Raw genomic sequence first — 26,967 nt, 5'->3', positions numbered from 1 at the left:
CGTCAGTCATTGCAGTTGGAGCGGGGCGCCGGGCGGCGGCGCGTCGGTCTCGTCAGGGTGGCGGCTGAGCTGACGCTCGGAAGGGCTGCGCCGGCGGAGCTTGTCCATCAGCACATAGACCACCGGGGTGGTGAGCAATGTCAGCACCTGGCTGGCAATCAGCCCGCCGATGATGGCGATGCCCAGCGGGCGGCGCAGCTCGGCGCCTTCGCCGAAACCAATGGCCAGCGGCAACGCACCCAGAATGGCCGCCAGTGTGGTCATCAGGATGGGGCGAAAGCGCAGCAGACAGGCTTCGCGCACAGCCTCAATCGCGGATAGGCCACGCGCCCGCTCGGCTTCCAGCGCGAAGTCGATGATCAGGATGGCGTTTTTCTTGACGATGCCGATCAGCAGGAACAGCCCGATCAGCGCGATGATGGAAAAATCCAGCTTGAACAGCAGCAAGGCCAGCACAGCGCCCACACCGGCCGAGGGCAAGGTGGACAGCACCGTGATGGGATGCACCAGGCTTTCGTACAGGATGCCCAGCACAATGTAGATCACCACCAGCGCCGCCAGGATCAGCAACGGTTGCTCGTTTTGCGATTGCTGCGCATTGAGCGCTGTGCCGGAAAAGCTGCCGCGCACGTTGTTGGGCAGCCGGATGTCGGCTTCCGCCTGGTGCACCGCGGCCTGGCCGTCGCTCAGCGTGCTGCCATCGGCGAGGTTGTAGGAAACCGTGGTGGAAAGCTCGCCGTCTTCGTGGCTGACCGAAGCGGCGGTGGGGTTTTCGCTGAAGGTGGCAATGGCCGACAGGGGCACCATGGTGCTGGCCGAGGCGCTCAGGACCTGGCCCGACGAAGAATCACGCAGGGATGGATTGGCCACAGAGGTGCCGGTGGCCACCGTGGTTGCAGCCGGGGTGCCGGTGCTTCCGGTATTGTTGGTTGTGTTGCTTGTGTTGCCTCCAGCCCCCTTGGCCGGTACGTAAATATCTTTCAGCGACTCGGGGCTGCGGGTGTAGCGCGGCGCCACTTCCATGATTACGTGGTACTGGTTGAGTTCGGCGTATATCGTGGCCACCTGGCGCTGGCCGAAGCCGTCATAGAGCGCGTTGTCCACGTCGCGTGAGCTGATGCCCATGCGTGCCGCGCTTTCCTTGTCCACCGTGACCATGGTCTCCACACCGTTTTCCTGCTGGTCGGTGTCCACGTCGGTCAGGGCGGGCTGCAGTTTCATCTGGTCCGCCAGGCGTGTGGCCCATACACGCAAGTCGGCCGCGTTGTCGCTTTTGAGCGTGTACTGGTAAGTCGAATTGGTCTGGCGGCCGCCGCCGCGCAGGTCCTGCACGGGGTTCAGGAAAAGGCTGACCCCGGTCACCCGTGCCAGCTGCGGGCGCAGCCTCGCAATCACGGCCTGGCCGGCCACGTCGCGTTGCCCCACTGGTTTGAGGTTGATGAACATGAAACCCCCGCCCGCTCGGGAACCACCGGTAAAACCCACCACGGTGTCCACGGCCGGGTCGGCGCGGATGATGTCGACCAGCTGCTTGAGCTTGGCCTGGAGGGCCTGAAATGAGATGCTGCGGTCGGCACGCAGGCCGCCGTTGATCTGCCCGGTGTCCTGTTGCGGAAAGAAGCCCTTGGGCGCCTTCACGAAGAGAAAACCGTTGAGCCCGATCACGGCCACCAAAATCAGCATCACCAGCAACTTGCTGTGCAGGGCCCAGTCCAGGCTCACTTCGTAGCTGCGGTGCACGCGGTTGAAGGCACGCTCGAACCAGCGCCCCACAAAAGCAAAACGCCCGGGCTTCTTCTCGTGCGCGTCAGGCCTCAGAAGCCAGGCGCACATCATGGGCGTGGTGGTCAGCGAGATGACCAGCGAGATCATCACCGCAGCAGACAGCGTGACCGCGAATTCGCGGAACAGCCGGCCCACCTGTCCGCCCATGAAGAGTAGCGGTATAAACACGGCCACGAGCGACAGGCTGATCGACAGCACCGTGAAGCCGACCTCCCGCGCCCCCAGCAGCGCGGCCTTGAAACGGTCCATGCCGGCCTCGATGTGCCGGCTGGTGTTTTCCAGCACCACGATGGCGTCGTCCACCACAAAACCGGTAGCCACGGTGAGCGCCATCAGGCTCAGGTTGTTCAGTGAAAAGCCCAGCAGGTACATCACGCCGAAGGTGCCCAGCAAGGAGACGACGGTGGCCACGGCCGGGATGATGGTGGCACGGGCGCTGCGCAGGAAGGCGCTTACCACCAGCACCACCAGCACGATGGAAATCAGCAGCGTGACTTCGATCTCGTGCAGCGAGGCACGGATGGAGTTGGTGCTGTCGGATGCCACCTGCAACTGCACGTCCTGCGGCAAGGCGGCCTGCAGCTCGGGAATCAGGGCGCGCACGCCGTCGACAGTGGCAATCACATTGGCATCGGGCTGGCGCGTGACCAGCACGATCACCGCCGGCTCGCCGTTGAAAAGACCGAGCGTGTTGATGTTCTCCACACCGTCCTGCACCTCGGCCACGTCCTGCAGCCGGATGGCGGCATTGTTGCGCCAGGCCACCACCAGGTTGCGGTAGTCGATGGCCTTGAGCCCGCCGCTGGCGGTGTTGGAGCCTGAGTAAATCTGGAAGCGCTGGCCGTTGCCTTCGATCGCGCCCTTGGGCCGGTTGGCGTTCGACGCCTGCAGGGCCGCACGCACATCTTCCATGGCAACGCCATAGCGGTTGAGTGCAAACGGCAGCAGTTCCACGCGCACCGCCGGCAACGAACCGCCGCCAAGCTCCACGTCGCCGACCCCGGGCACCTGGGCGATTTTTTGCTGCACGAGGTTGGAGACTTCGTCGTAAATCTGGCCCGGTGAGCGCGTCCTGGACGTGAGCGCCAGGATGATGACCGGCGCCGAAGCCGGGTTGGCTTTGCGGTAGGTCGGGTTGCTGCGCAGTGTGGCAGGGAGGTCGGCGCGCGAGGCGTTGATGGCTGCCTGCACCTCGCGCGCTGCCGCGTCGATCTTCCGGTTCAGGTCAAACTGCAGGCTGACACGGGTTGAGCCGTTGCTGCTGTTGGACGTCATCTCATTGACGCCCGCGATCACGCCGAGGCGCCGCTCCAGCGGCGTCGCCACACTGCTGGCCATGGTGGAGGGACTGGCCCCCGGCAACGAGGCGCTGACCGAGATCACCGGGAAATCCACTTGCGGCAGCGGTGAGACCGGCAGCACGAAGAATGCGGCGATGCCTGCGAGGGCCAAGCCTATGGTGAGGAGGACGGTGGCTACCGGGCGGCGGACGAAGGGTTCGGAGAGGTTCATGGCGTGGCTCCCACGCTGGCCGTGACGAAGGTGACTTTTGTTCGAACGGCGGGAGTTTTTGCTGAGGGTAGCTGGCCGGGGGTTGCCCGGCGGCAACTCACTTTTCTTTTGCTTCGCCAAAAGCAAAGTAAGCAAAAGAAAAGGCGACCCTGCTGTCTGCGTCCCTCCGCTTCGCTACGGGCAACCTGCGGTGCTCGGTCCAGGCGGGGTCTCGCTCGAACTCGCCTTCGGCTCAGACAATCGCGATCCCTGATCCGCCTGAACCTGCGCTCCTCGGCGCATACAGAAGGGGCGATCGGGAACGGGGACCGAAGACAAATACCAACAAGGACACGCCATGGCGTGTCCTTGTTTCTTCTGGTGTTCGGGTTCCGGCATTCGGCAGTTGGCTGTTCGGTATTTCTGTTTCCACCCCCTTGTGGATGCGCCGAGGAGCGCAGGGCCAGACGGATCAGGGCAAAAACTTGTTTGAGCCGAAGGCGAGTTGTTTTTGACCCCGGCTGGACAGAGTACCGCAGGTTGCCCCGGAGCGAAGCGCAGGGGACGCAGGAACCAGGGTCGCCTTTTCTTTGCTTACTTTCTTTTGGCGAAGCAAAAGAAAGTGAGTTGCCGCCGGCAACCCCGGCCCCGGGACAAAGCACACCCCGAAAGAACGAAAGAGCAACAGGCCTCACGCGGAAACCTCCTCAACTTTCCCTTTCCCCCGAAACCTCCGCCCCAACCGATCAAACGCCAGATAAATCACCGGCGTCGTAAACAGCGTCAACACCTGGCTGACAATCAACCCGCCAAAAATCGCCAACCCCAGAGGCCTCCGCAATTCAGCACCTTCGCCAAAGCCCAGCATCAGGGGCACAGCAGCAAACAGCGCCGCCAGCGTGGTCATCAGGATGGGCCGAAAGCGCAGCAGCGCGGCCTGGTGAATGGCCTCCTGCGGGGATTTGCCCTGGCTGCGTTCGGCGTCGATCGCGAAGTCGATCATCATGATGGCGTTCTTCTTCACGATGCCGATCAGCAGGATGATGCCGATGATGCCTATCACCCCGAGGCCTGACCCGCTGATCATCAGCGCCAGCAGCGCGCCCACGCCGGCGGAGGGCAGGGTCGAGAGGATCGTCAGCGGGTGGATGTAGCTTTCATACAGCACACCCAGCACGATGTAGACGCAGATCACAGCCGCCAGGATGAGCCAGAGCTGGTTGGACAGCGAGGCCTGGTAGGCGCCCGCCGCACCCAGAAAGGTCATGGTCACGCTGGCGGGCATGGCGATGTCCTTGGCCGCTTCCCGGATCTCGTCGACCGCCTTGCCCAGCGAGACGCCGGGCGCCGTGTCAAAACCCAGCGTGGTGGCCGGGTACTGGGCCACGCGGGTAACCTGCAGCGGGGCCGCTTGCTCCGTGATGGTGGCGATGGCCGACAGCGGTGTTGGCGTGCCGGAGCCGGTTTTGAGTTGCAGGCTGCCCAGCGATGCCGGCGTGCGCAAGGAGTCGGGCATGGCTTCGAGGATCACGCGGTACTGGTTGGTTTCGGTGAAGATGGTCGAGACAATGCGCTGGCCGAATGCGCTGTAAAGCGCGTCGTCAATGGACGAGGTCGTGACGGCCAGGCGCGACGCGGTGTCGCGGTCTACCGTGATGTAGGCTCCGGCGCCGCTGGAGCCCGCATCGGACGACACGTTGCGCAGGCTTTCGAGCTGCCGCATGCGCTGCGTAAGCTTGTTGGCCCATTCCACCACGGTGGCGTTGTTCGAGCCTTCGAGCGATACGCGGAATTGCGTGGGCCCGGTTTCGGCGTCAATGGTCAGGTCTTGCGTGGGTTGAAGGTACAGAGTAACCCCGGCTACCGCGGCGGCCCTGCGCTGCAGCCGGTCCATGGTTTCCTGCTGGCTGCCTATGCGCTCTTTTTTCAGGTTGATCAGCATGCGGCCGGTATGCAGCATGGTGTTGTTGGCTGCGTCCACGCCAATGAAGGAGCTCAGCGTTTCGACGTCGGGGTCTTCCAGGATGGCCTTGGCCGTGGCTTGCTGCAGCGCGGCCATGCGGTCATAGGACACCGATTGCGCGGTTTCCACGCGAGCCTGCAGCTGGCCGGTGTCCTGCGTCGGGAACAGGCCCTTGGGGATCAGCACATACAGCAACACCGTGAGCAGCAGGGTGGCCAGCGCCACCAGCAGCGTGGCGCCCTGACGTTTGAGCACCCAGGTGAGCCACACGTCGTAGCGTGCGATCACGTCGTCAAAAAAACGCTGGAGCCGCGCGCCCGCCTGGGCCAGCCGGCCTTCGCCCGCCGTTTCCGGCACGTGCTTGAGCCATCTCGCCGACATCATGGGCACGAGGGTGAGCGACACCACGGCCGAGATCAGGATGGTGATGGCCAGCGTGACGGCAAACTCGCGGAACAGCCGGCCGACCACATCGCCCATGAACAGCAGCGGAATCAGCACCGCGATCAGCGACACTGTCAGCGAGATGATGGTGAACCCGATCTGCGTCGCACCCTTGAGGGCTGCGGCCATCGGTTCTTCGCCTTCCTCGATGTAGCGCGAGATGTTTTCGATCATCACGATTGCGTCGTCCACCACAAAGCCGGTGGCGATCGTGAGTGCCATCAGGCTCAGGTTGTTGAGGCTGTAGCCCAGCAGGTACATCAAGCCGCAGGTGCCGACGAGTGAAATCGGCACGGCCAGGCTGGCGATGACTGTGGCGCGCAAGCTGTGCAGGAAAGCAAAGATCACCAGCACGACCAGCAGCACGGCCAGCAGCAGTTCAATCTCGACGTGCATCACCGAGGCGCGTATGCCGGTCGTACGGTCGCTCAGCACATCGACCCTGAGGGAGGTGGGCAGGCCGGCCTGCAGTTCGGGCAGGCGTGCCTTGATAGCGTCCACCGTGGCAATGACGTTGGCGCCGGGCTGGCGCTGCACATTGAGGATGATGGCTGGTTTCAGACCAGACCATGCGCCCAGTTTGATGTTCTCGGCGCTGTCCACCACCTGTGCCACGTCTGACACTCGCACCGCCGCACCGTTGCGAAAGGCGATGATGAGGTTTTTGTAGTCAGCAGCGGCGACCAGCTGGTCGTTGGAGTTGATCGAATAGGACCGTGTAGGGCCATCGATGCTGCCTTTGGCGCCGTTGGCATTGGCCGCGGAGATCGCAGTGCGCAGTGAATCAAGCCCGAGGCCGTAGGAAGCCAGCGCCCGTGTGTCGGCCTGGATGCGCACCGCGGGGCGCTGCCCGCCACTGAGCGACACCAGCCCCACGCCATTGACCTGGCTGATCTTCAGGGCCAGCCGGGTGTTGACGATGTTCTGCACCTCCGTCAGCGGCATGGTGTCGGACGTGATGGCCAGTGTCAGCACCGGGGCATCCGCCGGGTTGACCTTGGCATAGACGGGCGGGGCGGGCAGGTCGGCCGGCAGTAGCGAGCCGCCCGCGTTGATGGCCGCCTGCACCTGCTGTTCGGCCACGTCCAGTGCCAGGCCCAGGCCGAACTGCAGCGTGACGATGGAGACACCGGCGGCACTGGTGGAGCTCATGCGAGAGAGACCGGCCATCTGGCCGAACTGGCGTTCCAGCGGCGCTGTCACGGTCTGCGCCATCACTTCCGGGCTCGCGCCGGGATACAGCGTCTGCACCTGGATGGTGGGGTAGTCGACCTGCGGCAGGGCCGACAGCGGTAAAAATTTGAAACCCACGAGGCCAGCCAACACAATGGCCACCATCAGCAGCGAAGTGGCTACCGGGCGCAGGATGAAGGGGCGTGAGGGGCTCATTCAATAACCTTCGTGCTTCGCACTGCGATGCTATTTGCCTTGGGAACGGCCCGGCGGCTCATGCGCGGAAATACCTTCGTGCTTCGCACTGCGGTGCTATTCACCTTGGGAACGGCCCGGCGGCTCATTGGTACGAGTCCCGGATCATTGCGCCGGCCGTTCGCCCTGGCGGCGGTCCTTCATGCCTTGCCAGCGTGCCAGGGCTTCCGGGTCGCCCTTGTCGATCTGCTCCAGGAAGCGCTTGCGGCGTTCCAGCGCGGCCGGGTCGTCCTTGACCTGGTCGAGCATGCGCTGGCGCTGCTCGGCCGTGGGGCCGGCCATGGAAGGCGGCGCGGCGCCGGGCTGCAGTGCCGCTGCCGGGGGCGTGGAAGGTGCCGCCACCGGTGCACTGCCGGCGGTGTCGGATGCGGGGCGCTGGCGCCCGGCCGCCGAAGCGCCGCCGCCCGGTGCGCTGGCGCCGCGGCGCTTGCCGCCCATGCCGGCGCCGGGCGCGTCGCCCGGCAGCACCACGCTGGCGCCGTCCTTCAGGCGGTCGGCGCCTTCGGTGATCACGCGCTCACCGGCCTTCAGCCCGGAGGTGATCACGATTTTTTCGGCTGTGGCCTGGCCGCGCTGCACTGGCCGCAGGGACACCGTACGGTCGGCGGCGTTCAGCACATAAACGTAGTCCCCGGTGCTGCCCAGGCGTACGGCGGTGACGGGCACCACCACCGCGTCTTCCAGTGTTTTGACCTGCAGCTGCACGTTCACGAACTGGCTGGGGAACAGCGTGAGCTTGCTGTTGGCAAAGCGCGCCTTGGCCCGGACGGTGCCGGTGGTGGTGTCCACCTGGTTGTCGAGCGAGGCAAAAACGCCGGTATCGAGGGTGGCGGTGCGCGTGCGGTCCAGCGCAACGACTTTCATGGCAGTGCTTCCAGCGGCGTTTTGCTGCAGCTCGCCCGCCCGGTCCTGCGGGACGGAGAAGACCACGTCAATCGGGCTGACCTGGGTAATCAGCGCAATGCCGTTGGCGTCGCTGTTGCTCACCACATTGCCGATGTCCACAGTGCGCAGGCCCACGCGCCCGCTGACGGGCGCCACCACGCGGGTGTAGCCCAGGTTGAGTCGCGCTGTGCCTTCATTGGCCTTGTCGATGACGACTGTGCCTTCCAGCTGCTTGACCAGTGCAGCCTGCGTGTCGACTTCCTGCCGTGCAATCGAGTCCTGCTCGAGCAGGGTCTTGAAGCGCTGCAGGGTGACGCGGGCGCTGTCAAGTTGCGCCTCGTCGCGCTGGCGCTGGCCCACGGCCTGCATCAGCGCCATTTCAAACTGGCGCGGGTCGATGGTGGCCAGAAGTTCACCGGCCTTGACCATCTGGCCTTCCTTGAACAAAACCTTTTCCATCACGCCGGAAACCTGTGGCCGCACCCTGACCGTGGCCTGGGGAGTGACGGTGCCCAAGGCTTCCAGGACGATCGGGATGCTGGCCTTCTCGGCCGTGGCGACGCCTACCGTGGTGGCTGGTGCACCGCGCCTGAAGGCTCCGCCAGGACCGCCCGGGCCGCCGCCCGTCTGGGTGTCTGTGGAAGGGTGGGTCAGGTGCCAGGCCAGCCAGCCGGTGCCGGCCAGTGCCAGCACGGCGATCACGCTGCCGATGATGGACGCGCGGCGGCTTAGTCTTCTACGGGATGGGGTAGGGGCGCCGCTTTCCGGCGTCTCGGCTTTCGGGTCCATCAGCTGTCCTTGGTGCCCGCTGCGCCAGACGGGCCGGCACAGCATTTTTTTGTGTTTGATGGTGATTCATGCGCCGGCAGCCAAAGCCCTCGGGTCCACCTGACGGCGCTCAATAATTATCACTGCAAGCCTCGGCGGCGCAGATAAAGCGCCTGAAAGAGGCGCGTAAATATCCGGTAAAGCGGCGATTGGCCTACACGACTTCGGGCAATAACAGGTGCGGGGCTTGAGTTTGCCGATTGCTATCGTTTTAATAGCTGCTTGCGCCTGTTGCTATTGGGCTGCAGCCATTCTTTCCAGATTCCGGTATTTAGCCCAGCAGCGCCGCCGCTTCGGCGAAGGACGGCATGCCATCGATGGCGCCGTGCCGCGTGACCGACAGTGCGGCAGCCGCATTGGCCCACTGCATGGCAGCAGGCAGCATTTCTCCGCGTGCCAGCGCGGCGGCCAGCGCGCCGGTGAAGGTGTCGCCCGCGCCTATGGTGTCGCGCACGGCCATGCGGCGGCCCGGCAGTGAAACGGGCGGCTTGCCGGCCTGGAAGAGCCGGCAGCCGGAAGCGCCCAGCGTGACGAGCACGGCGCGTGTACCACGGTTGAGCAACTGCAGGGCAGCGTCGTCCACCGAACCGGCATGCGCTGCACCGGCCAGCAGGTAGAGTTCGTTTTCATTGGGAGTCAGCACATCGACCAGCGCCAGAAGTTCGTCAGGCAGCGGTCGCGCAGGTGCGGGGTTCAGGATGGTGATGGCCCCTGCGCCGCGGGCCAGACGAAAGGCTTCCAGCGTGGCGTCTGCAGGCACTTCGCACGAAGCCATCACGACGCGGCAAGCGCCCAGTACCTCATGCGCTGCCTGCGCATGGCGCGCAGCCAGGCCGGTGCCGGCACCGGGATACACCGCAATGCTGTTGTCGCCGTCCTCGTAGACGAGGATTTGCGCAACACCGCTGCGCTCATCGGCTACCTGTTCGACGTGCGTGGTGACGACGCCTTCCTCATGCCAAAGCTTCATCCCCATGCGTCCGAAGTCGTCGTCCCCGATACGTGCGATCAGTGCCACGCGCGCACCCTGTCGGGCAGCAGCCACTGCCGCATTGCTGCCCTTGCCGCCCGGGCTGATGCTGAAATCGCTGGCCATCAGCGTTTCCCCGCGCGCGATGGGCCGCTCGACGCGGGAGATCAGGTCGGCGTTCCAGCTGGCAACGCAAACGACACTGGCGTCTTCGTTGGCCCTGGCGCTCATTTATTTGGCTCCATAGCCCATGGTTTGCGGCAGCCACAGCACAATTTGGGGAAAACACGTCATGGCCAGCAACAGCAGCAGCAGCATGACGAGGAAAGGCCAGCCTTCCTTCATCATTTCGCCGATGGGAATGCCGGTAAGGGCTTTCGTCACGAACAGCAGCATGCCGAAGGGCGGGTGGATCAGCCCGATCATCATATTGAGCACGACCAGCACGCCGAAGTGCACCAGGTCCACGCCCAGCAGCTTGGCCGCCGGCAGCAGCATGGGCACAAACACCAGCAGCAGCACTGACACATCGAGGAAGCAGCCGAGCACCAGGAACATGACGTTCACCATCAGCAAAAAGCCGATCTGCGAAAAATGCATGCTGTCGACCCACGCGGCCATGGCCTGCGGCACGCCTTCGGCGGTGAAGGCGTAGTTGAGCATGAAGGAGCCGGCCAGGATCATGGTGATCACCGCGCTGGCGCGTGTGGATTCCATCACCACGACCCAGAAGCTGCGCCACGTCAATGCGCGGAACACCAGCGCCGCCAGGATCAATGCATGCAGCGCGGCCACGGCGGCGGCTTCGGTCGGCGTGAAGATGCCGGAGTAAATGCCGCCCAGCAGCACGATGGGCATCGACAACGGCAGCGCACCACGAAAGATCAGGCCGGCCCATTCCGAGCGTGGCACAGGTTCGTCGCGCGGCATGTTGCGCTTTTTGGCGATGACCGCGACCACGCCCATCATCAGCCCGGCCATCAGGAAGCCCGGCACCACGCCACCCAGAAAGAGGGCACCGACCGAAGCGCCCGACACCAGTGCGTAAATCACCATGGGGATAGACGGCGGGATGATGGGGCCCAGCGTGGCGCTGGCCACCACCACCGCGCCAGCAAAGCCGCGCGTGTATTCCGGTTTTTTCAGCATCTGGCGAATCGTGACCAGGCCGGGACCGGCCGCGTCGGCGATGGCGCTGCCGCTCATGCCCGAGAAAATCACGCTGACCAGAATGTCCACCTGCGCCAGGCCGCCGCGAAAGCGGCCCACCAGGATGCGGCAAAAGTCAAAGATCCGTTCACTGACTGTGCCGGCATTCATGATGTTGGCGGCGAACACAAAAAGCGGCACTGCCAGCAGCACGTAGCTGTTGTAAAGGCCGTTGCCGATCTGCTCGGCCACCAGGCCGATGTCCTGTCCCTTGACTGCAAGGTAGCCGATGCCCGCCGCGATCATCGAAAAACCGATGGGCATGCGCAGCAGCATGCCGCCCGCCAGCACCCCAACCAATACCCAGATAGCGCTTGTCATATCCGCAGCTCCGCTTCAAGACCCTTGCCACGGATCGCGTTCCAGATCGCCCAGGCCGAGCGCACCGCCAGAGCGGCGAGCAGCAGCACAAAAGGCATGAAAACCCATTGGAAAGACACGCCCAGCACGGGCGTTCCTTCGCGGGCCATGAAGTGCACATAGTCCCAGCAGCCCGGAATGCCCCAAGCCGCCAGGCCGCCAACCAGCAGGTTGCCGGTAATCGCCATGGCTTGCCGGCCGCGGTAGGGCATGTTATTCCAGACCAGGTCGAACACCACATGCTCGCGCTCGGGCACCACCACGGCGGCGGCCCACAGAATGACCCAGACATAGAGGATCACGGCTGCCTCGTCCGTCCAGGCCAGCGGTTTGTTGAAGGCAAAACGCGCCGTGATCTGGATCACGAACACGATGAACAGGGTCAGGAAGAGTCCGCCGCCAATCAGGTTGGCGGTTTTTTGGAGCCAGCTTTTCATGGTTGTTTCAGGGTGGTCCGCTCGACTTACTTGGTGGCGTTGATGCGCTCAAGCAGGCCTTTGGGCCAGACCTTGGCGTACTCGGAGTTGAGGTAAGTCGTCTGCACTGTTTTGCGGAAAGCGTCCACATCCGGCGTGGTGACAGTGAGGCCTTCTTTCTTGAAGAACTCGACGAGCTGGCCTTCTTCCTTGATGCGGTTTTCATTGTTGTAGGCGGAAGCGGCCTGTGCGGCGGCTTTGACCTTGGTCTTTTGCGCCGGACTCATCGCGTTGTAAGCCTTGTTCGAAATCGCGATGAAGATCCCGTCCACCAGGTGGCTGGTCAGTACGATCTGCTTGGTCACTTCATAGAACTTCGCAGCGCGCACGGAGGGCAGGGGGTTGTCCTGGCCGTCGATGGTGCCGGTCTTCAGGCCCAGGTAGACCTCGCCAAAGGCCAGCGGCGTCGGCGTGGCGCCCAGTGCCTCACCCAGGAACAGCCATTCCTTGGAGCCTGGCATGCGCAGCTTCACACCCTTGAGGTCGGCGGGAACCTTGACGTTGCGGGCCTCACGCAGGTTGACCTGACGTGTGCCGAGGTACACGGTGGACAGCGGCGTCACTTCCATTTTCTCGGAAACCATCTTGAACATCTCGGTGCCGATGGGGCCGTTGAACACCTTTTGCTGGTGGTCCGGGTCGCGCACGATGTAGCCGGCCGTGAAGATCGAGAACTCGGGAACCAGTTTGGCGATGTCAAAAGCGGAAATCGACGACAGCTCAAGGTTTCCGCGCGCCATGGCGGCGGGCTCTGTGCCCTGCTTGAAGAGCGATGCGTTCAGGTTGATCTGCACGTCGAACTCGCCGGGCGCGCTCTTTTCAAGGTTCTCCTTGAAGACGGTCCACATCTTGGCGTGCCAGTCATCGGGCACGGCCGGCGTGGAAACGCGCAGCACGACCTTGTTCTGTGCCTGTGCGGCGGGCAGCAGGGCGCCCATCAGCAGCACGGCGGAAGCGGTGCCCAGCAGGCTGCGGCGGAAAATACCTTTGAGGGAAGCTGTCATGTTGTCTCCTTTGTCGTTACTTTGTCGTGAAGTCGCGTGAAATTATTGAAACCGTACCGGGACCAGCCCGGCGTGGCGTCACTCGGATTTTGTATTAATCCCGAAGGCGCTGATGGTTTTTTCCAGCGCCGTGTATTCGTCGGTTGTCAAAGCCACCAGCGGTGCGCGCACGCGCAGCCAGGTCTTGTCGCCGCTCAGCATGGCCATGATCCCCTTGAGTGCGGGCATCAGCGAATAGGGGCCCAGCATGCCGATGAGCTCGACAACGCGCTCGCGTTCGGCGGGCGTGCTGGGGGCGTCGGGTTCTGTGACCAGCCGCTTGACCAGTCGCGGCATGAAATTGGCCAGGCCGCTGATGGCGCCGGTGCTGCCGCGGCGGCCCATCTCCGGCAGGTCGGGTTCAAAACCGACGTAGACCGTGATGTCTTTCATGAACGCGTCGGACAGGCCGACCGAGTGCGCGGTGGTGCAGGCGCTGTCCTTGATGCCGACGATGGTGTCCGGGTACTGCTTCTTGAGCGTGCTGATCACATGGTGCGACAGCGGAACGCCCGTGACCTGGGGGATGTGATACAGGTACAGCTTGAAAGGCGTGCCGGCCATGCCGTCGATCACATAGCGGTAGCTGTCGATGACGCCCTGGTCAGACACGCCCTTGAGGAAAAACGGCGGCAGCATCAGGCAGCCGTGCACCCCCGCCTTGACGGCGTGGCGCGTCAGCTCCAGCGTTTCGGGCAGGGCGGCGCAGCTGGTTGACACCATGATCTGCGCGGCCGGAATGCCGTTCTTGATGAGCTGCTCAATGGCTTCCTTGCGCTCGGCCAGAGAGAATGATGGCCCTTCGCCGGTGGTGCCAAAAGCCGTGACACCAGGGCAGCCGTTGGCAATCAGGTGCTTGCAGTGGGCGGCAAATTTGGCGTGGTCAATGCTGAGGTCGGCATTGAGCGGTGTGAGCAGGGCAGGCCAGATGCCGCGGAATGCGGCGTTGGGGGCTGCGGGGGAAATCGTCATTCAGGGTTCTCCAAAGACCACGGCATATCGGGCCGCGGCAGTCCTAGCACACGTCGGTGCGCGCTTTCAATGTGGTGGCTCAGGCGTTCGATCACGGCAGGCGCGTCGCGCCGCTTGAGGGCGTCGATAAACCAGAGGTGCTCTTCCATGGCGGGAATCAGCACGTCGGGTGAAAGGGTCGAGCCTTCGAGCTTGATCAGTCGCACGCGCAGGCTGTTGATGCGGTAGACCTCGGAGATCAGCTCGTTGCCCAGTGCGTCGATCATCAGGTCGTGCAGGCCCCAATCCACCGCGGTGGCGTCCTTGAGCAGGCTGTCGTCAATGGCCTTTTTCCGCGCACGCTTGACGATGTTCAGGTGCGCCTGCTCGATGGCTGCGAGGTCGGCATCGGACACGGTGGTGACAAAACGGATGGCGGCCTCGCGCTCCAGCAGGCGGCGCAGCTGAAAGGCGTTGTTGATCAGTTTCAGATCTACGTGAGCGACCTGCAGGCCGCGCTGCGGCACGGTCTTGAGCAGGCCCTCGGCCTCCAGGCGGGGAATGAGCTCACGCACGGCACCCAGCGGCATACCCAGCAGCTGCATCAGTTCGCGCTGCGAAACAAACTGCCCGGGGCGAATGTTGGCATCGACGATCTGCTGCTGAAAGCTCTCATAGGCCTGCGCACGCAGGCTGATGGGCGGGCTGTGGGGGGCTTGCGCCGCGTTCACGGTCAGCTCGCGTCGCTGGATATGACGCCCTTGCGCAGCAGGATGTTGCCGTACTTGCGCTGCTCGCCCGTCTGCAGGATCAGGAAGGCCGCTTCGGTGCGCGCATAAAACTCAAACCGTTCCAGCGTGGCGGCGGGCCGCTCGGCCGCCTGGGCCAGCAGCGCGGAAAATTCGGCGACAGGGGCGGGCACAGCGCCGGCATCACCGACCACCTGCATCGTCCAGGCAACGTCGCGCACGTAGCTGTCCAGCGGCAGAAGTTGCAGCACGGCCTGCAATGCCTGCGGCGACGTGACACCCGCCAGCTGCACCAGCCGGGCGCCGCCCCGGGCCGCCACGGCAGCGGCAGGAAAGTTGGCGTCCACGATGGCGACGTCATCTCCATGGCCCATGCTGCAAAGTCCATGCAATGCGTCAGGGGTCAACAGTGGCGGAATATTCTTGAGCATGCGTTGGGGACGAGGTAGTGATAGGCAATAGCCCAGATCCGCCCGGCTTTTCAGGCTGCGGGTTTCTCCGGGTTGGATGACTGACATGTTAGCTATAACATTGCTGAACTTTTATTGGTGTTTACCCGGAACTGCGGTTTTACCGGCATGTTGAAATGACTTCCACCTCTTCCAGTCCCACATCCCTTCGGCTCGGGCTCGGCGGCGCGCCGCTGGGGAACCTGTTTTCGGCCGTCAGCAACGAAGAGGCGAAGGCGCTGGTGGATGCCGCCTGGGCTGGCGGCTGCCGCAGTTTTGACACGGCACCGCATTACGGTCATGGGCTGTCGGAGCGGCGGATGGGCGATGCACTGCGTTCCCGGCCACGGGACAGCTTCACCCTGTCCAGCAAGGTCGGCCGCATCCTGACACCCGACGGGCATGCCGCGACCGCCCAGCACGGCTATGTCGACATCCTGCCTTTTAACCAGCATTGGGACTTCAGCGCTGGGGGCACGCGCCGCAGCGTGGAAGACAGCCTCCAGCGGCTGGGCATGTCGCGGCTCGACAGTGTCTACATTCACGATCCGGACGCCCAAACCCATGGCGCCGACGCGGGGGCCGTACTGCGCCAGCTGATTGACGACACGTTACCGGCGCTGCAGCAACTGAAACGCGAAGGCCTTGTGCGTGCCATCGGGCTGGGCACCAATGATGTCGGCGTCGTACTGGACGTGTTGCGCGAAGCCGATCTGGATGTGCTGATGCTGGCCGGCCGCTACAGCCTGCTGGACCACAGTGCGCTGCCTGTTTTGCTGCCGCAGTGCCTGGCGCGCGGCGTGCGGATCGCGCTGGGCGGTGCATTTAACTCGGGCATTCTTGCCACCGGGACGCGCGGCGGTGCTGCAACTTTCAACTACGCGCCGGCCGCGCGCGAATGGCTGGAGCGGACCGCGAAAATTGAAGGAGTTTGTGAGGCGCACGGTGTTCCACTGCGCGCCGCTGCGCTGCAGTTTCCGCTGGCGCACCCGGCCGTGCACAGCCTCATGCTGGGTGCCCGAAAAGTCAGCGAATGGACGGACGCCGTGACCATGATGGCGCACCCCATCCCGCCGGAGTTCTGGACTGCGCTGCGCACGCAGGGCCTGCTGCCCGCCGAGGTGCTGACGCCATGACATCGTTTCCAGTGATCGACGCGCACTTTCATTGCTGGCAGCTGGCGCGCGATGACTACGGCTGGCTGACACCGGAGCTGGCGCCGATCTACCGCGATGTGGCCGTGAAGGACTGGCAGGCGCAGTCTGCGCCATTGGGTGTGCGGGGCGGCGTGCTGGTACAGGCCGCAGCCACTGAAGCCGAAACACATTTTTTGCTGACGCAGGCCGATGCGAGCCCCGGTGTGCTGGGTGTGGTCGGCTGGGTGGACATGCTGTCGCCCGACGCACCTGCCCGCATAGCGGCGCTGGCCCGCCACCCCCGGCTCAAGGGACTGCGCCCGATGCTGCAGGACATTGCCGATACACAATGGATATTGCAGCCAGCGCTGGCGCCGGCCCTGCAGGCGATGGTGGAGTGCGGCCTGGTGTTCGATGCGCTGGTCAAGCCAGTGCACCTGCCGCATATCGTGACACTGGCGCGCCGGCACCCGGATTTGCGCATGGTGATAGACCATGCCGCCAAACCTGACATCGCTGCGGGCCAGTGGCAGCCCTGGGCCAACGACATGCTGCGCATTGCCGGCGAGACACAGGCCTATTGCAAACTGTCGGGCCTGATGACCGAGGCCGGGCCGAAGCCGGCTGCCGGCGCTGTCACGCGCTGGGGCAAGCGCGTGCTCAAAAGTTTTGGTGAGCAGCGTGTGGTGTGGGGCAGTGACTGGCCCGTGCTGGAGCTGGCCGGCAGCTACGCGCAGTGGTGGGGCGAGACGCAACAATTGCTTGCGCCGCTCAACGTGGCGAGCCAGGCGGCCGTCATGGGTGGCAACGCCAGAGAGTTGTACTGGCTTTAAATCCCGGTTTGCGCTCTGCTTTGCGCGCCGTCTTTAGAATCATCCGATTGTCTGCACTGAAAGCGCATCGCGTGACCGAATCCTCCAACCCTTCCGAAAGCCCGCTGCAGGTTTGCCGCGCCGACTACGGCAATCCCGTGCATGCCGCCGCTGTTGTGCAATTGCTCGACGCCTATGCGCAAGACCCGGCCGGCGGCGCCAAGCCGCTCAGCGATTTTGCAAAGAAACATCTCGTCAGTGAACTCGCCAAACGCCCGCATGCCTTCAGCGTGCTGGCCTTTAGCGGCGGCAAGGCTGTCGGCCTCGTCAATTGCATTGAGGGCTTTTCCACCTTCGCCTGCCGCCCGCTCGTCAACATCCATGACGTGGCCGTGCTGCCCGGCCACCGTGGCCAGCGTATCGGCGAGCAGATGCTCGCGCTGGTGGACGAGATTTCACGCGAACGCGGCGCCTGCAAACTGACACTGGAGGTGCTGCAGGGCAACCGCAGCGCCATCAAGCTTTATGAACGCATCGGTTTTGCCGGCTATCAGCTGGATCCGGCCATGGGGCAGGCGCAGTTTCTCCAGAAGTGGCTGGATTGACGATTTCAGGCGCTTTGGCTGGCCGGGCGGGACGGATCCCGCAGCAACATCAACGCCGCGAAAGCCACCAAGCCCAGCGCTGCTGAAAACCACAGCGCGCCGCTGCCAAAACGGTCAATCGCCAGGCCAAACAGCCAGGGCGCTGTGGCCTGCGCAAAGCGGGCTGGCACCATCAACAATCCCTGGCGCGCGCCGTAATCCCGCACGCCAAACAGCACCAGCGGCAGCGTGCCTTTGGCAATTGTCAGTACGCCATTGCCGGCGCCGTGCAGCAGGGTGAACACCGCGCCGGCCGGTACGCCGAAAAACAGGAACGCCATTGCGCCCAGCGTGTGCAGGCAGCCGGCCACCCGTGCTGACACCAGCGGGTGGATGTTGCGCAGCAGGCCGTATTCGAGCAGCCGGCCCGCAACCTGTGCGGGGCCGACGAGTCCGGCAAAGACCAGTGCCGTAGCCAGTGGCACGCCGTGGGCTTGCAACAGCCGCGGCAGGTGTGCGGCCATGGCCGTGCTGATGAACCAGGTGACGGCAAACACCAGCGCCAGCAGGAGTGCGGTGCGGGCGGTGTTGGAGGCGGAAGAGGAGCTGGAAGACGTGGAAGAACTGGAGGAGGGGGACGGTGCGGATGCCGCAGAGTGCGCTGGCACTTCGGGTTGATTCGTATCGGGGTGAGCCCCGGCGGCAATGCCCGCCCTGGGCGAAGCCGGAAGCCGCCAGTTCAGTGGCAGCCCCACCAGCAAGTGCAATGCGGCCCAGGCCAGACAGGCCGCGCGCCAGCCCCATTCAAGCTCCAGCCAGGTCGACAAGGGCCAGCCCACCGTGCTGGCAAAACCAGCAAACAGGGTGATGCCGGTGATGGCGCCGCGCGCGTCTTTCCCGTACAGGTGAACCAGCGCGGCAAAGGCCGCTTCGTACAGGCCCGCGGCCATGGCCACGCCCAGAATCACCCAGCCGGCAAACAGGCCCACCGGCCCCTGCGCCATCGCAAGCACCACCAGCCCAGCGGCAAAAACCAGGCTGTTCGCGGCCAGCACTGGCCTTCCGCCGTGCCGGTCAATGGCCTTGCCCGCAGCCGGACCCAGCACTGCGGAGACCACCAGCGCGGCAGAAAAAGCAGCAAACACGGTGGGTGTGCCGACGCCGAGGTCGCGTGCCATGGGTACCGCCAGAATTGCCGGCAGGTAGTAGCTGGAGGCCCATGCCAGCGTTTGTGCGATGCCCAGCTGGACGACGGTGGCGGAACGGCTTTTCGGTGTCACAGCCACAAGGGTACCAAGGACGGACGCGGTGCCTTGATTCGCCGCCTGCGTTTCAGCCTTGGCCCACGGCCTGCTGCCGGCCGAGCGCATGGTGCAGGGCCACGCCCGCCAACGCACCGGCAGCCTGGGCAGCCACAAAACCTGCCGTGCTGGCGGGCGCAATGCCGGCAAAACTGTCTGACAACATGCGTCCCAGCACGGCGGCCGGGTTGGCAAACGAGGTGCTGGCGGTGAACCAGTACGCTGCGCCGATGTAGCAGGCGACCAGCGCTGGCGCCTTGGCCGCAGGGGCGCGCAGCACGACAAAAATCAATCCGCCCGTGGCCACCGCTTCGGCCAGCCACTGGCCCCAGCCGCTGCGCAGTTTGGTACTGAACTGCAGCACGCTCATGTCAAACATGGCGTGCGCCAGCCAGGCGCCGGCTACAGCACCCAGCAACTGGAGTGCTATGAAAAGAATAGCTGCTTGCGCTCGTCCCTTGTGGGTTACAGGGCCTTTTGACCACATAACAAGGGTGACCAACGGATTGAAGTGCGCGCCACTGACCGGCCCGAGCAGCTCGATCAGCACATACAGCGCCCACACGGTGGCCAGTGTGTTGGCCAGCAGGGCCACACCCATGTTGCCGCCGCTCAAGCGCTCGGCCATGATGCCCGAGCCGATGACGGCGCAGAGCAGGGCAGCGGTGCCGACGAATTCCGCGAGGAGTTGCTGTGCTAAAGGCTTGGGGGCTTCTGCGGGAGTGATGTTTATCGCCTGGCTCATGAGCGGGCCAGATCACGCGCGCTGGTTTGCAGCATCAGCTTGCCAATATGGGCTGGCGGAAGGTTGACCAGCAGATCCAGCCGGCGGCGAATGGCATGCAGGGTCTGGCGGAATGCTTCCAGTTTTTGTGCCTCCGTGCCGTCACCTTCGGACGGATCCGCATAACCCCAATGCGCAGTAGCGGGATGGCCTGGCCAGAAGGGGCAGGCCTCACCCGCCGCGTTGTCGCAAACCGTAATGACCAGATCCATGTGTGGTGCGTCTGGCAAGGCGAATTCGTCCCAGTTTTTGCTGCGCAGGCCTTCGATGGAAATGCCCGCGGTGCGCAGGGTCTGCAGCCCCAACGGATTGGGCTGCTGGTTTTCGCGCGGGCTGCTGCCTGCCGAGTAGCCTTTGAACCTGCCCTGGCCGATATGGTTCAACACGGCTTCGGCCAAGATGCTGCGGGCTGAATTGTGGGTGCACAGGAAAAGGACGTTGATGGGTTGCGTTGTCATGGGGGGCTTCTTCTCTTGGCCGTTGTTTAGCAGCAGGCTTTGGTGCCTTGGGCCGATCGTGGGGCTTCGGAAAGCTGTACGGTTGCTACAGTATTTCTAGCTGCTTGCGCACAGCAGGATTGGGCTGTGGCCTTATTTGGTGTGGGTTTCGACTCGCTGAAAACAGGAATGCTGTCCAGCGTGTGGAACTGCTCCCAGGCGATGCCCTGCGGGTCGGTCAGCCAGTATTTATCGCTGCGGGCATAGCAGCAGGTGGTGGGGCCTTCATCCAGCAGTGTCATGTCGGCGCGGGTGGCGCTGGCTTTCAGGGCCTGCAGCTCTTCGGGCCTGTCGACCTGAATGCCCAGATGGTCCACGCCGGGCGCATTTCCGCGCGTCGAAATGGCAAAGTTGACCGGTGGGTCGCTGAGCATCCACTTGGCGTAGTCGGCTTCGGTGCGGGCCGGCTGCTGGTCAAACATGGCCGAGTAAAAGGCGATGTTCTGCTCGAGATCTTTCACGTGGACGTGGACATGGAAGCGTTTCATGGGGCTCTCCTTGGGTGGTGGTGTTGGATTGGCTCTGTGGGTGATGGAGGTGTGGCGCGTAATCGCGTAGTGGCGTTCAGCAGTTGCTGCAATCGGCCTGGGTGGCTACCTCGCAAGTGCCGCCTTCGCAGCAGTGCTCTGTCAGGTAGCCGAGCAGCGCATTCATTTGCCCGAAGTTGGCGCGGTAGATCAGGTTGCGCCCGCGCGCCTCGCTGTTGACGAGGCCGGCGTGTGAGAGCTCTTTGAGATGGAAAGACAGGGCACTCGGTGCGACGCCCAGTTGTTCGGCCATCGCGCCCGGCGTCAATCCGTCAGGCCCGGCGACGACGAGGGCGCGGAACGCGCGCAGGCGCTGGGCTTGCGCCAGCGCTGCCAGGGCCTTCACGGCAGAACCTTCCTCAAGCGGGGGAAAATCAAGGTTTGGGATTAATGCTTCCATAATTCAAATATAATTGAATTATTGAATCGATGCAACCAATCCCTTTTCAGGAGTGAAACTTATGCCTTCCGCCGTCACGATTTACCACAACCCCCAATGCGGCACGTCGCGCAATGTGCTGGCGCTGATCCGCAATGCCGGCATCGAACCCGAGGTCATCGAATACCTGAAAACCCCGCCAACGCGGGAGGCGCTGCGGGAGCTGGTTGCGCAAATGGCGGTGCCGCTGCGAGAGGTAATCCGGGAAAAGGAATCTGTCTACAAGGATCTTGGCCTGGACGACGCCACGCTGGCCGACGAAGCCCTGATCGACGCGATGCTGGCCCATCCCATCCTGATCAACCGGCCCATCGTCGTTACGCCGTTAGGCACGCGCCTGTGCCGGCCTTCGGAAGCCGTGCTGGACATCCTGCTCACGCCGCAGCGGGGTGCGTTCAGCAAGGAAGACGGTGAACAGGTCGTCAATGACAAAGGGGAGCGTGTGGCGGGCCGTTGAGCTTCCCGTCCTTGGCGCAACGCAGTCCGGGCCGTCCGACTGCTCGGCCGGTTGCACGGGTCTGTCCATGGTCATGCATAGGCGGCAATGTCGTCTTTTCGGTCATTTCCGCTGTTTAACCGAGGGAATGGGCACCTGATTTGACAAATGCTGCGCTTATAGGCCCAAGAATGCTGGTGCCCCCGCGTTTCCTCACGCATAATCGGGAGGTGCGGTTGCCATTGCATTCGCACAGGTTAGGTGATCGGTCAGTTTCGCGCGCTACGGCGGTACTTTTTAGGTTTGTTGTGCTTTCGGGACCCCATCGCTTTTGTTTTATGTATTTTTGAGGAGTCCCCATGGGCAATAAACTTTACGTCGGCAATCTGCCATACACCGTCCGTGACGAAGACCTGCAACAATCTTTCGGCCAATACGGCTCTGTCTCCAGCGCCAAAGTCATGATGGAACGCGACACCGGTCGCTCCAAAGGTTTTGGCTTTGTCGAAATGGGCAACGATGCCGAAGCACAAGCTGCAATTTCCGGCATGAACGGCCAGTCGCTCGGCGGCCGCAGCATCACCGTGAATGAAGCACGTCCAATGGAAGCACGTCCTCCACGTAGCGGCGGCTTCGGCGGCGGCGGTGGTGGCGGCTACGGTGGCGGCGGCGACCGTTCCGGTGGCGGCGGCTACGGCGGCGGCGGTGGTCGCGGCGGCTACTAAGCCCTGCAAACCCCGTCAACGGCAGAGATGCCGTTGCCAACCCGCTCTCTCGGCGTTACGTTGAGAACAGCATAAAAGGCTTCGAAACTTCGGTTTTGAAGCCTTTTTCTTTGGGGCTGGGTAATATTTACCTGCGGGCACTTTGCCGGGTGGTCACAACGTTTGCAGTTCGCGTGCACAGGGTGTTTCGTGGCCTAATGCCCCTCTATGAAGGTTCACAAGGTGCACGACGCGACCATCCTTATGTTGGGTGACAGTCCCCCACCGGGCGACTTCGATCTATGCATCTATGAAGCAGAAGACGGCGACGGATGGCAAGGCTTTGTTGCCGGGCGCGCCGGGTCAGCCAGTGCCGAATTTCGGCTTGCAAGTGCCTCGGCTACCTATGAAGCCGCACTGGCCAGCTGGATGGAGTCCAACCGGGGTCACGGCCGGTGACCATCTGGACGGCATCTGGCACGACGGTGATGAGCCTCCGGCAGCATCCCCGGTGTCACAAGCGCTGCCGATCTTGATGGCAAAAAACTTTATGGAACAGGCGGCGACAGGGCCTCGCGAAGACATCTTTCAAGGGCCTGCGTGATGCGCCGGCGGGCACTCATGCCTTTGCGCAGGATGCCGATCTCGCGGTAAAACGTTTTTTCGCCCAGGGAGATTGCGCGCACTCCCGGCGGCATGGGCAGGTAGGCCTCCACCATCGGCACCAGCGCAACCCCCAGGCCTTCGGCGACAAGGTTCATCAGGCCCGTGATCTCGTCAAGCTCGATGGAGTCCTGCACCGCCAGTTTGTTCTCGCGCAGGAACCGGGTCACCAGACGCCCACCGAAAGACGTGCGCTCGTAGCGCAAAAAAGGCTGCGACTGGAGCAATGCGCGCCAGTCCCGCCCTTTGATTTCCTTGCGCACGAGCAACTTGAAGGGTTCGTACATCAAGGTTTGCCAGGTCATTTCCGGCAGGATGCCGAACGGGGGTCGGATCATCACCGCCGCGTCGATCTCAGCACTGTCGAGCTGGTCCATCAGCTTCATGGACACGCCGGGAGCAATGTGGACGAGCAGTTTCGGGTTTTCCTTCCTCAGTGCCGCCAGTGCTCGGGGAAGCACCGAAGACTGAACAGAGGCAATGGCGCCGATCCGCAGGGTGCTGGCAAGCTCGTCATCGGTGCCCGCATCGCCCAGTTTGGAGAACAGCAGAACAATCTCTTCGGCACGCGCGAGCACCCTGGCGCCCGCTTCGTTGAGCACCGCGGAACGCCGTGTACGGTCAAAGAGCGCCAGCCCGAGGGACTCTTCCAGCCGCTGGATCTGGCTGCTCACGGCGGACTGGGTCAGTCCAATCTGGCCGCCGGCGGCGGAAAAGCCGCCGTAACGCACCACCGCGATCAAGGTTTTCAGCTCGGTAATCACATGGGTTTCCCATTAATTCATCGAAATTATTGATTCTCAGGTTGAATATATATCGTTTTTCAAAGTGCATCAATCGACCTAAAGTGCGGCTTCCACGACTCAAAGAGGCTTTCGATGACCACGCCAAACGCAACCACTCCCGCCAAAGCGCTTCCGCCATTTCATCTGGCGTTCCCTGTCCACGACCTCGCCGTCGCACGCCGGTTTTACGGTGAATTACTGGGCTGCCCCGAAGGCCGCAGCTCCAGCGAATGGGTCGACTTCAACTTCTACGGCCACCAGATCGTGGCGCACCTGGCGCCCGACGAGTGCGGCCACCGCCAGACCAGCGCCGTTGACGGCCACAACGTCCCGGTTCGCCACTTCGGCGCGATCCTGTCCCTCGGCGAGTGGGATGTCCTGGCGGCCCGGTTGAAAGCAGGGGGCACGCAGTTCGTCATCGAACCCTACGTCCGTTTCAAGGGTGAGCCCGGTGAACAGGCCACCATGTTCTTCCTCGACCCGTCCGGAAACGCCATCGAGTTCAAAGCCTTCGCCACGCTCGACAGCCTGTTTGCCAAGTGAAGGAAGCATGATGATGAAATTGGTAGCCTGTTCGGGCATTGCCGCAGCGTTCACCCTGGCGGGAGCTGCGGCCACCGCGCAGCCAATCGACACGCTCAAGAAGATCAAGGAGACGGCAGCCGTCACCATGGGCGTCCGTGAAGCCTCCGGCGCCATGTCCTATACGCTGGGCGCAGGCGAATACACAGGGTTTCATGTGGACATCTGCAAAAGGGTGATCGCGGATATCCAGAAACAGCTGGGCCTGGCGAAGCTGGACGTGCGTTACCAGTCCGTCACCGCGCAGAACCGGATCCCGCTCGTCCAGAACGGCACGGTAGACCTGGAGTGCGGGACAACGACGAACAACGCCGCACGCCAAAAGGATGTTGCCTTCGCACCCACGCTCTATATTGAAGAAGTCCGCGTCGCCACCAAAACCAGGACCGGAATCACCAGCCTGTCCCAGCTTGCCAACAAGACCGTGTCCGCCACATCTGGCGCTACAGCCGTCCAGCTTATCCGCAAGCACGAACGCGCGGCGGGCGTCGACTTCAAGGAGGTTTATGGCAAGGACAACAGCGAAGGTTTCCTGCTTCTTGAAAATGACCGGGCCGAAGCGTTCGTGGCGGACGGCCAGATCCTGGCCACCATGATTTCCCAGTCAAAACAGCCGAAAAACTATGTGGTGCTGAAAGAAGTCCTGAGCGTCGAGCCGATTGCCATCATGCTGCCCAAAGGGGATGCCCCCTTTAAACAGGCGGTGGACGCCAGCATTGCCAGAATGGCGAAAAGCGGCGAGGTCGCAAAGCTCTATGACAAATGGTTTGTCCAGCCGATACCGCCGAACAACACACAGGTAGGCATGCCCGCATCGGAGCTGACCAGGGCGGCATGGGCCAACCTGAGCGACAAGCCGCTGGAAGACTACACGAAGAAGTAGCGAGGAACGGGGCGAGGGGAGCAGCCCGCCCTGAAACGCGTCGGGCCCAACATAATCGGCAGCATGAAATGCACCAGGAAGAAATGACATGACACACTTCAAGGAAGTCGCCCTCGCACACGCCAGCCGCCTGATCAATCACGGCCCAACGGTTTTGGTGACGAGCGCGCACGGCACGGCGCGCAACGTGATGGCCGCCGCCTGGTCGATGCCCGTGGAGTTCACGCCGCCTCGCATTGCCATCGTGATCGACAAGAAAACCTATACGCGTGAACTCATCACCGCCAGCGGCGGCTTCGGCATATGTCTTCCGTGCACGGCCCTGGCCGGCTTGACGCATGCAGTCGGCAGTGAGTCCGGCCGCACGGGCGACAAGTTTGCGCAATACGGCTTGAAGGCCCGCACGGGGCCGGTGCTCGGCATGCCCGTGCTGGAGGAGGGCTGCGCGGCATGGCTGGAGTGCCGCCTGATCCGCGAACGGCATACCGAAGACGCGTACGACACCTGCTTTGCGGAGGTGGTCGCTGCCGCCGCCGATGAGCGTGTGTTCCAGCAGGGGCACTGGCGCTTCGGCGACGACAACCTCGATCTGCAGACGATTCACCATCTGGGAGGCGGAAATTTCGTCAGGCCGGCGGGAATGTTTCATGCCGGTGATGTGACGACAAAAATGCCCTGAGGTCATCGTCAATCAGGAGTTGGTTTCGCCCCACAACCTTCCCCGCACATCATCAAGGGCCAGGCGAAGGCTTTACCATTGCGGGCATGAAAACAACCTACATCCTCGGCGCCATCCTGGCTTGCAGCGTTATCGGCGCATTGGTCGGCGCCCGCTCGGTCAAGACTGGACTTCTGGTGACATCAGGGCTGCTGTCCCTTTATGGCCTGTTCCGCCTGTTGGGTTGAACGTACCGGCATTTCCTGACCGGCGCGACACGAGCCTCCCAATTCCATGGCAACCAGCCGAAACCAGGGCAACCTGATCACCCGCCTCCTGCAGCGTGGCAGGGAAGAGCGCATCGCCCAGGCGGCGGGCGGTCTCACTTTCACGATGGTGATGTCCATGGTGCCGATGCTGGCGGTGAGCTTCGCACTGTTCGCGCGCACGCCAGCGCTGCATGCCACCGGTGACGCGATTCGCGAGCACCTGCTGCGCGGCCTGTTGCCGGAGGGCATCGCCAAGACGGTGCTCAAACACCTGGCGCAGTTCGCGGGCAATGCCAATGGCCTCACGCTGGTGGGTTTTGCGCTGCTGCTGGTGTCGGCCCTGACGCTGCTGCTGAGCATGGAAAACACGCTGAACCGCATATGGCAGGTGAAGAAGCCACGCCCCGTGCTGCGCCGGCTGGCTTTGTACGCAGGCATGCTGCTCACGGGGCCGGTGCTCATCGGCGCCAGCCTGTGGGCCGCGTCTTATCTGGTGGCGGCTTCCAGCGGGCTGATGGGCGCGCGGCCTGCCTGGGTGCCGCATGCCATTAACCTGGGGCCCGCCATTCTGAGCGCCATCGGCTTCACCTGCCTGTTCCGCTTTGTACCGAACACCGTTGTACGGTGGAGTCATGCGATCGCGGGCGGCCTGCTGGCCGGTATTGCCTTTGAGCTGGGCAAGTACGGCTTCGCGATTTACCTGGCCAACGTGCCCACCTACCGCACGATCTACGGCGCCTTCGCGCCGCTGCTGGCTTTTCTGGTGTGGGTGTATTACTCGTGGCTGGTCACGCTGGCCGCGGCGCTGGTCAGCGCCAGCCTGCCGCGTGCCGGGGGGCAACCGGCGCGGCGGCTGTCACGGGCATAACCATGTCA

Annotated in this window: 27 protein-coding genes; 11 read left to right on the top strand and 16 right to left on the bottom strand. The window is 63.4% G+C overall.

The annotated features are described in order from the left end of the window. Positions 1-6: 6 nt before the first annotated feature. The 10 genes from AC1DWQ_RS18495 to AC1DWQ_RS18450 all read right to left on the bottom strand — a co-directional run bounded on the left by AC1DWQ_RS18495 (position 7) and on the right by AC1DWQ_RS18450 (position 15,013). Positions 7-3,297, bottom strand: coding sequence for an efflux RND transporter permease subunit (locus tag AC1DWQ_RS18495; RefSeq protein WP_477670933.1), 3,291 nt, complete (start codon positions 3,295-3,297; stop codon positions 7-9). Positions 3,298-3,967: 670 nt separating this feature from the next. After that, positions 3,968-7,072 (bottom strand): efflux RND transporter permease subunit, encoded by a 3,105-nt coding sequence (locus AC1DWQ_RS18490; RefSeq protein ID WP_477670932.1) that lies wholly within the window; start codon positions 7,070-7,072, stop codon positions 3,968-3,970. 144 nt (positions 7,073-7,216) lie between these two features. Then, positions 7,217-8,785 (bottom strand): efflux RND transporter periplasmic adaptor subunit, encoded by a 1,569-nt coding sequence (locus AC1DWQ_RS18485; RefSeq protein WP_477670931.1) that lies wholly within the window; start codon positions 8,783-8,785, stop codon positions 7,217-7,219. A 310-nt stretch (positions 8,786-9,095) separates the two neighbouring features. After that, positions 9,096-10,025, bottom strand: a complete 930-nt coding sequence (locus tag AC1DWQ_RS18480) for a ribokinase (RefSeq protein WP_477670930.1) — start codon at positions 10,023-10,025, stop codon at positions 9,096-9,098. Continuing rightward, positions 10,026-11,324: a TRAP transporter large permease gene (locus tag AC1DWQ_RS18475; RefSeq protein ID WP_477670929.1), complete on the bottom strand. Its 1,299-nt coding sequence runs from the start codon at positions 11,322-11,324 to the stop codon at positions 10,026-10,028. After that, positions 11,321-11,800, bottom strand: a complete 480-nt coding sequence (locus AC1DWQ_RS18470; RefSeq protein WP_477670928.1) for a TRAP transporter small permease — start codon at positions 11,798-11,800, stop codon at positions 11,321-11,323. Before AC1DWQ_RS18470 ends, AC1DWQ_RS18475 begins: the two co-directional genes overlap by 4 nt. A 26-nt stretch (positions 11,801-11,826) precedes the next feature. Continuing rightward, positions 11,827-12,843: a sialic acid TRAP transporter substrate-binding protein SiaP gene (locus AC1DWQ_RS18465; protein WP_477670927.1), complete on the bottom strand. Its 1,017-nt coding sequence runs from the start codon at positions 12,841-12,843 to the stop codon at positions 11,827-11,829. A 78-nt stretch (positions 12,844-12,921) separates the two neighbouring features. Further along, positions 12,922-13,854, bottom strand: coding sequence for a dihydrodipicolinate synthase family protein (locus AC1DWQ_RS18460; RefSeq protein WP_477670926.1), 933 nt, complete (start codon positions 13,852-13,854; stop codon positions 12,922-12,924). After that, the gene (locus AC1DWQ_RS18455; RefSeq protein ID WP_477670925.1) at positions 13,851-14,564 is read right to left on the bottom strand and encodes a GntR family transcriptional regulator; all 714 of its coding nucleotides are present in this window, start codon (positions 14,562-14,564) and stop codon (positions 13,851-13,853) included. Before AC1DWQ_RS18455 ends, AC1DWQ_RS18460 begins: the two co-directional genes overlap by 4 nt. A gap of 2 nt (positions 14,565-14,566) precedes the next feature. Next, the gene (locus AC1DWQ_RS18450) at positions 14,567-15,013 is read right to left on the bottom strand and encodes an RbsD/FucU family protein (RefSeq protein WP_477670924.1); all 447 of its coding nucleotides are present in this window, start codon (positions 15,011-15,013) and stop codon (positions 14,567-14,569) included. A gap of 155 nt (positions 15,014-15,168) precedes the next feature. Between AC1DWQ_RS18450 and AC1DWQ_RS18445 the strand changes: the two genes are divergently transcribed. From AC1DWQ_RS18445 to AC1DWQ_RS18435, 3 genes are read left to right on the top strand one after another with little or no spacing between them, the layout of a single operon-like run. Next, the gene (locus AC1DWQ_RS18445; protein ID WP_477670923.1) at positions 15,169-16,167 is read left to right on the top strand and encodes an aldo/keto reductase; all 999 of its coding nucleotides are present in this window, start codon (positions 15,169-15,171) and stop codon (positions 16,165-16,167) included. Then, entirely contained in the window at positions 16,164-17,000 is an 837-nt protein-coding gene (locus AC1DWQ_RS18440) for an amidohydrolase family protein (RefSeq protein ID WP_477670922.1), read from the top strand. Before AC1DWQ_RS18445 ends, AC1DWQ_RS18440 begins: the two co-directional genes overlap by 4 nt. A 56-nt stretch (positions 17,001-17,056) precedes the next feature. Continuing rightward, positions 17,057-17,584 carry a GNAT family N-acetyltransferase gene (locus AC1DWQ_RS18435; RefSeq protein ID WP_477671219.1) on the top strand — a complete coding sequence of 176 codons (528 nt, stop codon included), beginning with the start codon at positions 17,057-17,059 and terminating at the stop codon, positions 17,582-17,584. Between the two features lie 5 nt (positions 17,585-17,589). Here AC1DWQ_RS18435 and AC1DWQ_RS18430 read toward each other — a convergent pair whose 3' ends face one another. From AC1DWQ_RS18430 to AC1DWQ_RS18410, 5 genes are all read right to left on the bottom strand, one after another. Beyond that, a complete protein-coding gene (locus AC1DWQ_RS18430; protein WP_477671218.1) occupies positions 17,590-18,843 on the bottom strand; it encodes an MFS transporter in 1,254 nt (417 codons plus the stop codon). Positions 18,844-18,895: 52 nt separating this feature from the next. Further along, the gene (locus AC1DWQ_RS18425; RefSeq protein WP_477670921.1) at positions 18,896-19,609 is read right to left on the bottom strand and encodes an aquaporin; all 714 of its coding nucleotides are present in this window, start codon (positions 19,607-19,609) and stop codon (positions 18,896-18,898) included. Next, the gene (locus AC1DWQ_RS18420) at positions 19,606-20,106 is read right to left on the bottom strand and encodes an arsenate reductase ArsC (RefSeq protein ID WP_477670920.1); all 501 of its coding nucleotides are present in this window, start codon (positions 20,104-20,106) and stop codon (positions 19,606-19,608) included. The genes AC1DWQ_RS18425 and AC1DWQ_RS18420 overlap by 4 nt, the downstream gene beginning before the upstream one ends. Positions 20,107-20,132: 26 nt before the next feature. Then, positions 20,133-20,633, bottom strand: a complete 501-nt coding sequence (locus AC1DWQ_RS18415; protein ID WP_477670919.1) for an ArsI/CadI family heavy metal resistance metalloenzyme — start codon at positions 20,631-20,633, stop codon at positions 20,133-20,135. 76 nt (positions 20,634-20,709) lie between these two features. Then, positions 20,710-21,072, bottom strand: coding sequence for an ArsR/SmtB family transcription factor (locus AC1DWQ_RS18410; RefSeq protein ID WP_477670918.1), 363 nt, complete (start codon positions 21,070-21,072; stop codon positions 20,710-20,712). Positions 21,073-21,133: 61 nt separating this feature from the next. Between AC1DWQ_RS18410 and arsC the strand changes: the two genes are divergently transcribed. The 3 genes from arsC (at position 21,134) to AC1DWQ_RS18395 (ending at position 22,710) form a co-directional block, all read left to right on the top strand. Then, positions 21,134-21,568 (top strand): arsenate reductase (glutaredoxin), encoded by a 435-nt coding sequence (gene arsC, locus AC1DWQ_RS18405; protein WP_477670917.1) that lies wholly within the window; start codon positions 21,134-21,136, stop codon positions 21,566-21,568. A gap of 338 nt (positions 21,569-21,906) precedes the next feature. Next, complete coding sequence (locus tag AC1DWQ_RS18400; RefSeq protein WP_477670916.1) at positions 21,907-22,272, top strand: RNA recognition motif domain-containing protein; 366 nt, start codon at positions 21,907-21,909, stop codon at positions 22,270-22,272. Between the two features lie 207 nt (positions 22,273-22,479). Beyond that, positions 22,480-22,710, top strand: coding sequence for a hypothetical protein (locus tag AC1DWQ_RS18395; RefSeq protein ID WP_457278690.1), 231 nt, complete (start codon positions 22,480-22,482; stop codon positions 22,708-22,710). An 89-nt stretch (positions 22,711-22,799) separates the two neighbouring features. On the opposite strand, the gene AC1DWQ_RS18390 is transcribed toward AC1DWQ_RS18395, so the two are convergent. Continuing rightward, complete coding sequence (locus AC1DWQ_RS18390; RefSeq protein WP_477670915.1) at positions 22,800-23,678, bottom strand: LysR family transcriptional regulator; 879 nt, start codon at positions 23,676-23,678, stop codon at positions 22,800-22,802. 114 nt (positions 23,679-23,792) lie between these two features. On the opposite strand from AC1DWQ_RS18390, the gene AC1DWQ_RS18385 reads away from it, so the two are divergent. From AC1DWQ_RS18385 to AC1DWQ_RS18365, 5 genes are all read left to right on the top strand, one after another. Further along, a complete protein-coding gene (locus AC1DWQ_RS18385) occupies positions 23,793-24,242 on the top strand; it encodes a VOC family protein (protein WP_477670914.1) in 450 nt (149 codons plus the stop codon). A gap of 7 nt (positions 24,243-24,249) precedes the next feature. Beyond that, the gene (locus AC1DWQ_RS18380) at positions 24,250-25,164 is read left to right on the top strand and encodes an amino acid ABC transporter substrate-binding protein (RefSeq protein ID WP_477670913.1); all 915 of its coding nucleotides are present in this window, start codon (positions 24,250-24,252) and stop codon (positions 25,162-25,164) included. Positions 25,165-25,252: 88 nt separating this feature from the next. After that, the gene (locus AC1DWQ_RS18375; protein WP_477670912.1) at positions 25,253-25,843 is read left to right on the top strand and encodes a flavin reductase family protein; all 591 of its coding nucleotides are present in this window, start codon (positions 25,253-25,255) and stop codon (positions 25,841-25,843) included. 86 nt (positions 25,844-25,929) lie between these two features. Next, positions 25,930-26,070, top strand: a complete 141-nt coding sequence (locus AC1DWQ_RS18370; RefSeq protein ID WP_477670911.1) for a hypothetical protein — start codon at positions 25,930-25,932, stop codon at positions 26,068-26,070. Between the two features lie 46 nt (positions 26,071-26,116). Further along, the gene (locus tag AC1DWQ_RS18365; RefSeq protein ID WP_477670910.1) at positions 26,117-26,959 is read left to right on the top strand and encodes a YhjD/YihY/BrkB family envelope integrity protein; all 843 of its coding nucleotides are present in this window, start codon (positions 26,117-26,119) and stop codon (positions 26,957-26,959) included. Positions 26,960-26,967 lie beyond the last annotated feature (8 nt).

Source organism: Polaromonas sp. P2_G11 (assembly GCF_056403595.1).
Note: the sequence above shows the minus strand (reverse complement) of the source record. Positions and strands in the feature narration are given on the sequence as shown.

Coding starts and splice junctions, on each gene's coding strand:
- AC1DWQ_RS18495 (WP_477670933.1), bottom strand. CDS start 3,297: ATGAACCTCTCCGAACCCTTCGTCCGCCGCCCGGTAGCCACCGTCCTC.
- AC1DWQ_RS18490 (WP_477670932.1), bottom strand. CDS start 7,072: ATGAGCCCCTCACGCCCCTTCATCCTGCGCCCGGTAGCCACTTCGCTG.
- AC1DWQ_RS18485 (WP_477670931.1), bottom strand. CDS start 8,785: ATGGACCCGAAAGCCGAGACGCCGGAAAGCGGCGCCCCTACCCCATCC.
- AC1DWQ_RS18480 (WP_477670930.1), bottom strand. CDS start 10,025: ATGAGCGCCAGGGCCAACGAAGACGCCAGTGTCGTTTGCGTTGCCAGC.
- AC1DWQ_RS18475 (WP_477670929.1), bottom strand. CDS start 11,324: ATGACAAGCGCTATCTGGGTATTGGTTGGGGTGCTGGCGGGCGGCATG.
- AC1DWQ_RS18470 (WP_477670928.1), bottom strand. CDS start 11,800: ATGAAAAGCTGGCTCCAAAAAACCGCCAACCTGATTGGCGGCGGACTC.
- AC1DWQ_RS18465 (WP_477670927.1), bottom strand. CDS start 12,843: ATGACAGCTTCCCTCAAAGGTATTTTCCGCCGCAGCCTGCTGGGCACC.
- AC1DWQ_RS18460 (WP_477670926.1), bottom strand. CDS start 13,854: ATGACGATTTCCCCCGCAGCCCCCAACGCCGCATTCCGCGGCATCTGG.
- AC1DWQ_RS18450 (WP_477670924.1), bottom strand. CDS start 15,013: ATGCTCAAGAATATTCCGCCACTGTTGACCCCTGACGCATTGCATGGA.
- AC1DWQ_RS18445 (WP_477670923.1), top strand. CDS start 15,169: ATGACTTCCACCTCTTCCAGTCCCACATCCCTTCGGCTCGGGCTCGGC.
- AC1DWQ_RS18440 (WP_477670922.1), top strand. CDS start 16,164: ATGACATCGTTTCCAGTGATCGACGCGCACTTTCATTGCTGGCAGCTG.
- AC1DWQ_RS18425 (WP_477670921.1), bottom strand. CDS start 19,609: ATGAGCCAGGCGATAAACATCACTCCCGCAGAAGCCCCCAAGCCTTTA.
- AC1DWQ_RS18420 (WP_477670920.1), bottom strand. CDS start 20,106: ATGACAACGCAACCCATCAACGTCCTTTTCCTGTGCACCCACAATTCA.
- AC1DWQ_RS18415 (WP_477670919.1), bottom strand. CDS start 20,633: ATGAAACGCTTCCATGTCCACGTCCACGTGAAAGATCTCGAGCAGAAC.
- AC1DWQ_RS18410 (WP_477670918.1), bottom strand. CDS start 21,072: ATGGAAGCATTAATCCCAAACCTTGATTTTCCCCCGCTTGAGGAAGGT.
- arsC (WP_477670917.1), top strand. CDS start 21,134: ATGCCTTCCGCCGTCACGATTTACCACAACCCCCAATGCGGCACGTCG.
- AC1DWQ_RS18400 (WP_477670916.1), top strand. CDS start 21,907: ATGGGCAATAAACTTTACGTCGGCAATCTGCCATACACCGTCCGTGAC.
- AC1DWQ_RS18395 (WP_457278690.1), top strand. CDS start 22,480: ATGAAGGTTCACAAGGTGCACGACGCGACCATCCTTATGTTGGGTGAC.
- AC1DWQ_RS18385 (WP_477670914.1), top strand. CDS start 23,793: ATGACCACGCCAAACGCAACCACTCCCGCCAAAGCGCTTCCGCCATTT.
- AC1DWQ_RS18380 (WP_477670913.1), top strand. CDS start 24,250: ATGATGATGAAATTGGTAGCCTGTTCGGGCATTGCCGCAGCGTTCACC.
- AC1DWQ_RS18375 (WP_477670912.1), top strand. CDS start 25,253: ATGACACACTTCAAGGAAGTCGCCCTCGCACACGCCAGCCGCCTGATC.
- AC1DWQ_RS18370 (WP_477670911.1), top strand. CDS start 25,930: ATGAAAACAACCTACATCCTCGGCGCCATCCTGGCTTGCAGCGTTATC.
- AC1DWQ_RS18365 (WP_477670910.1), top strand. CDS start 26,117: ATGGCAACCAGCCGAAACCAGGGCAACCTGATCACCCGCCTCCTGCAG.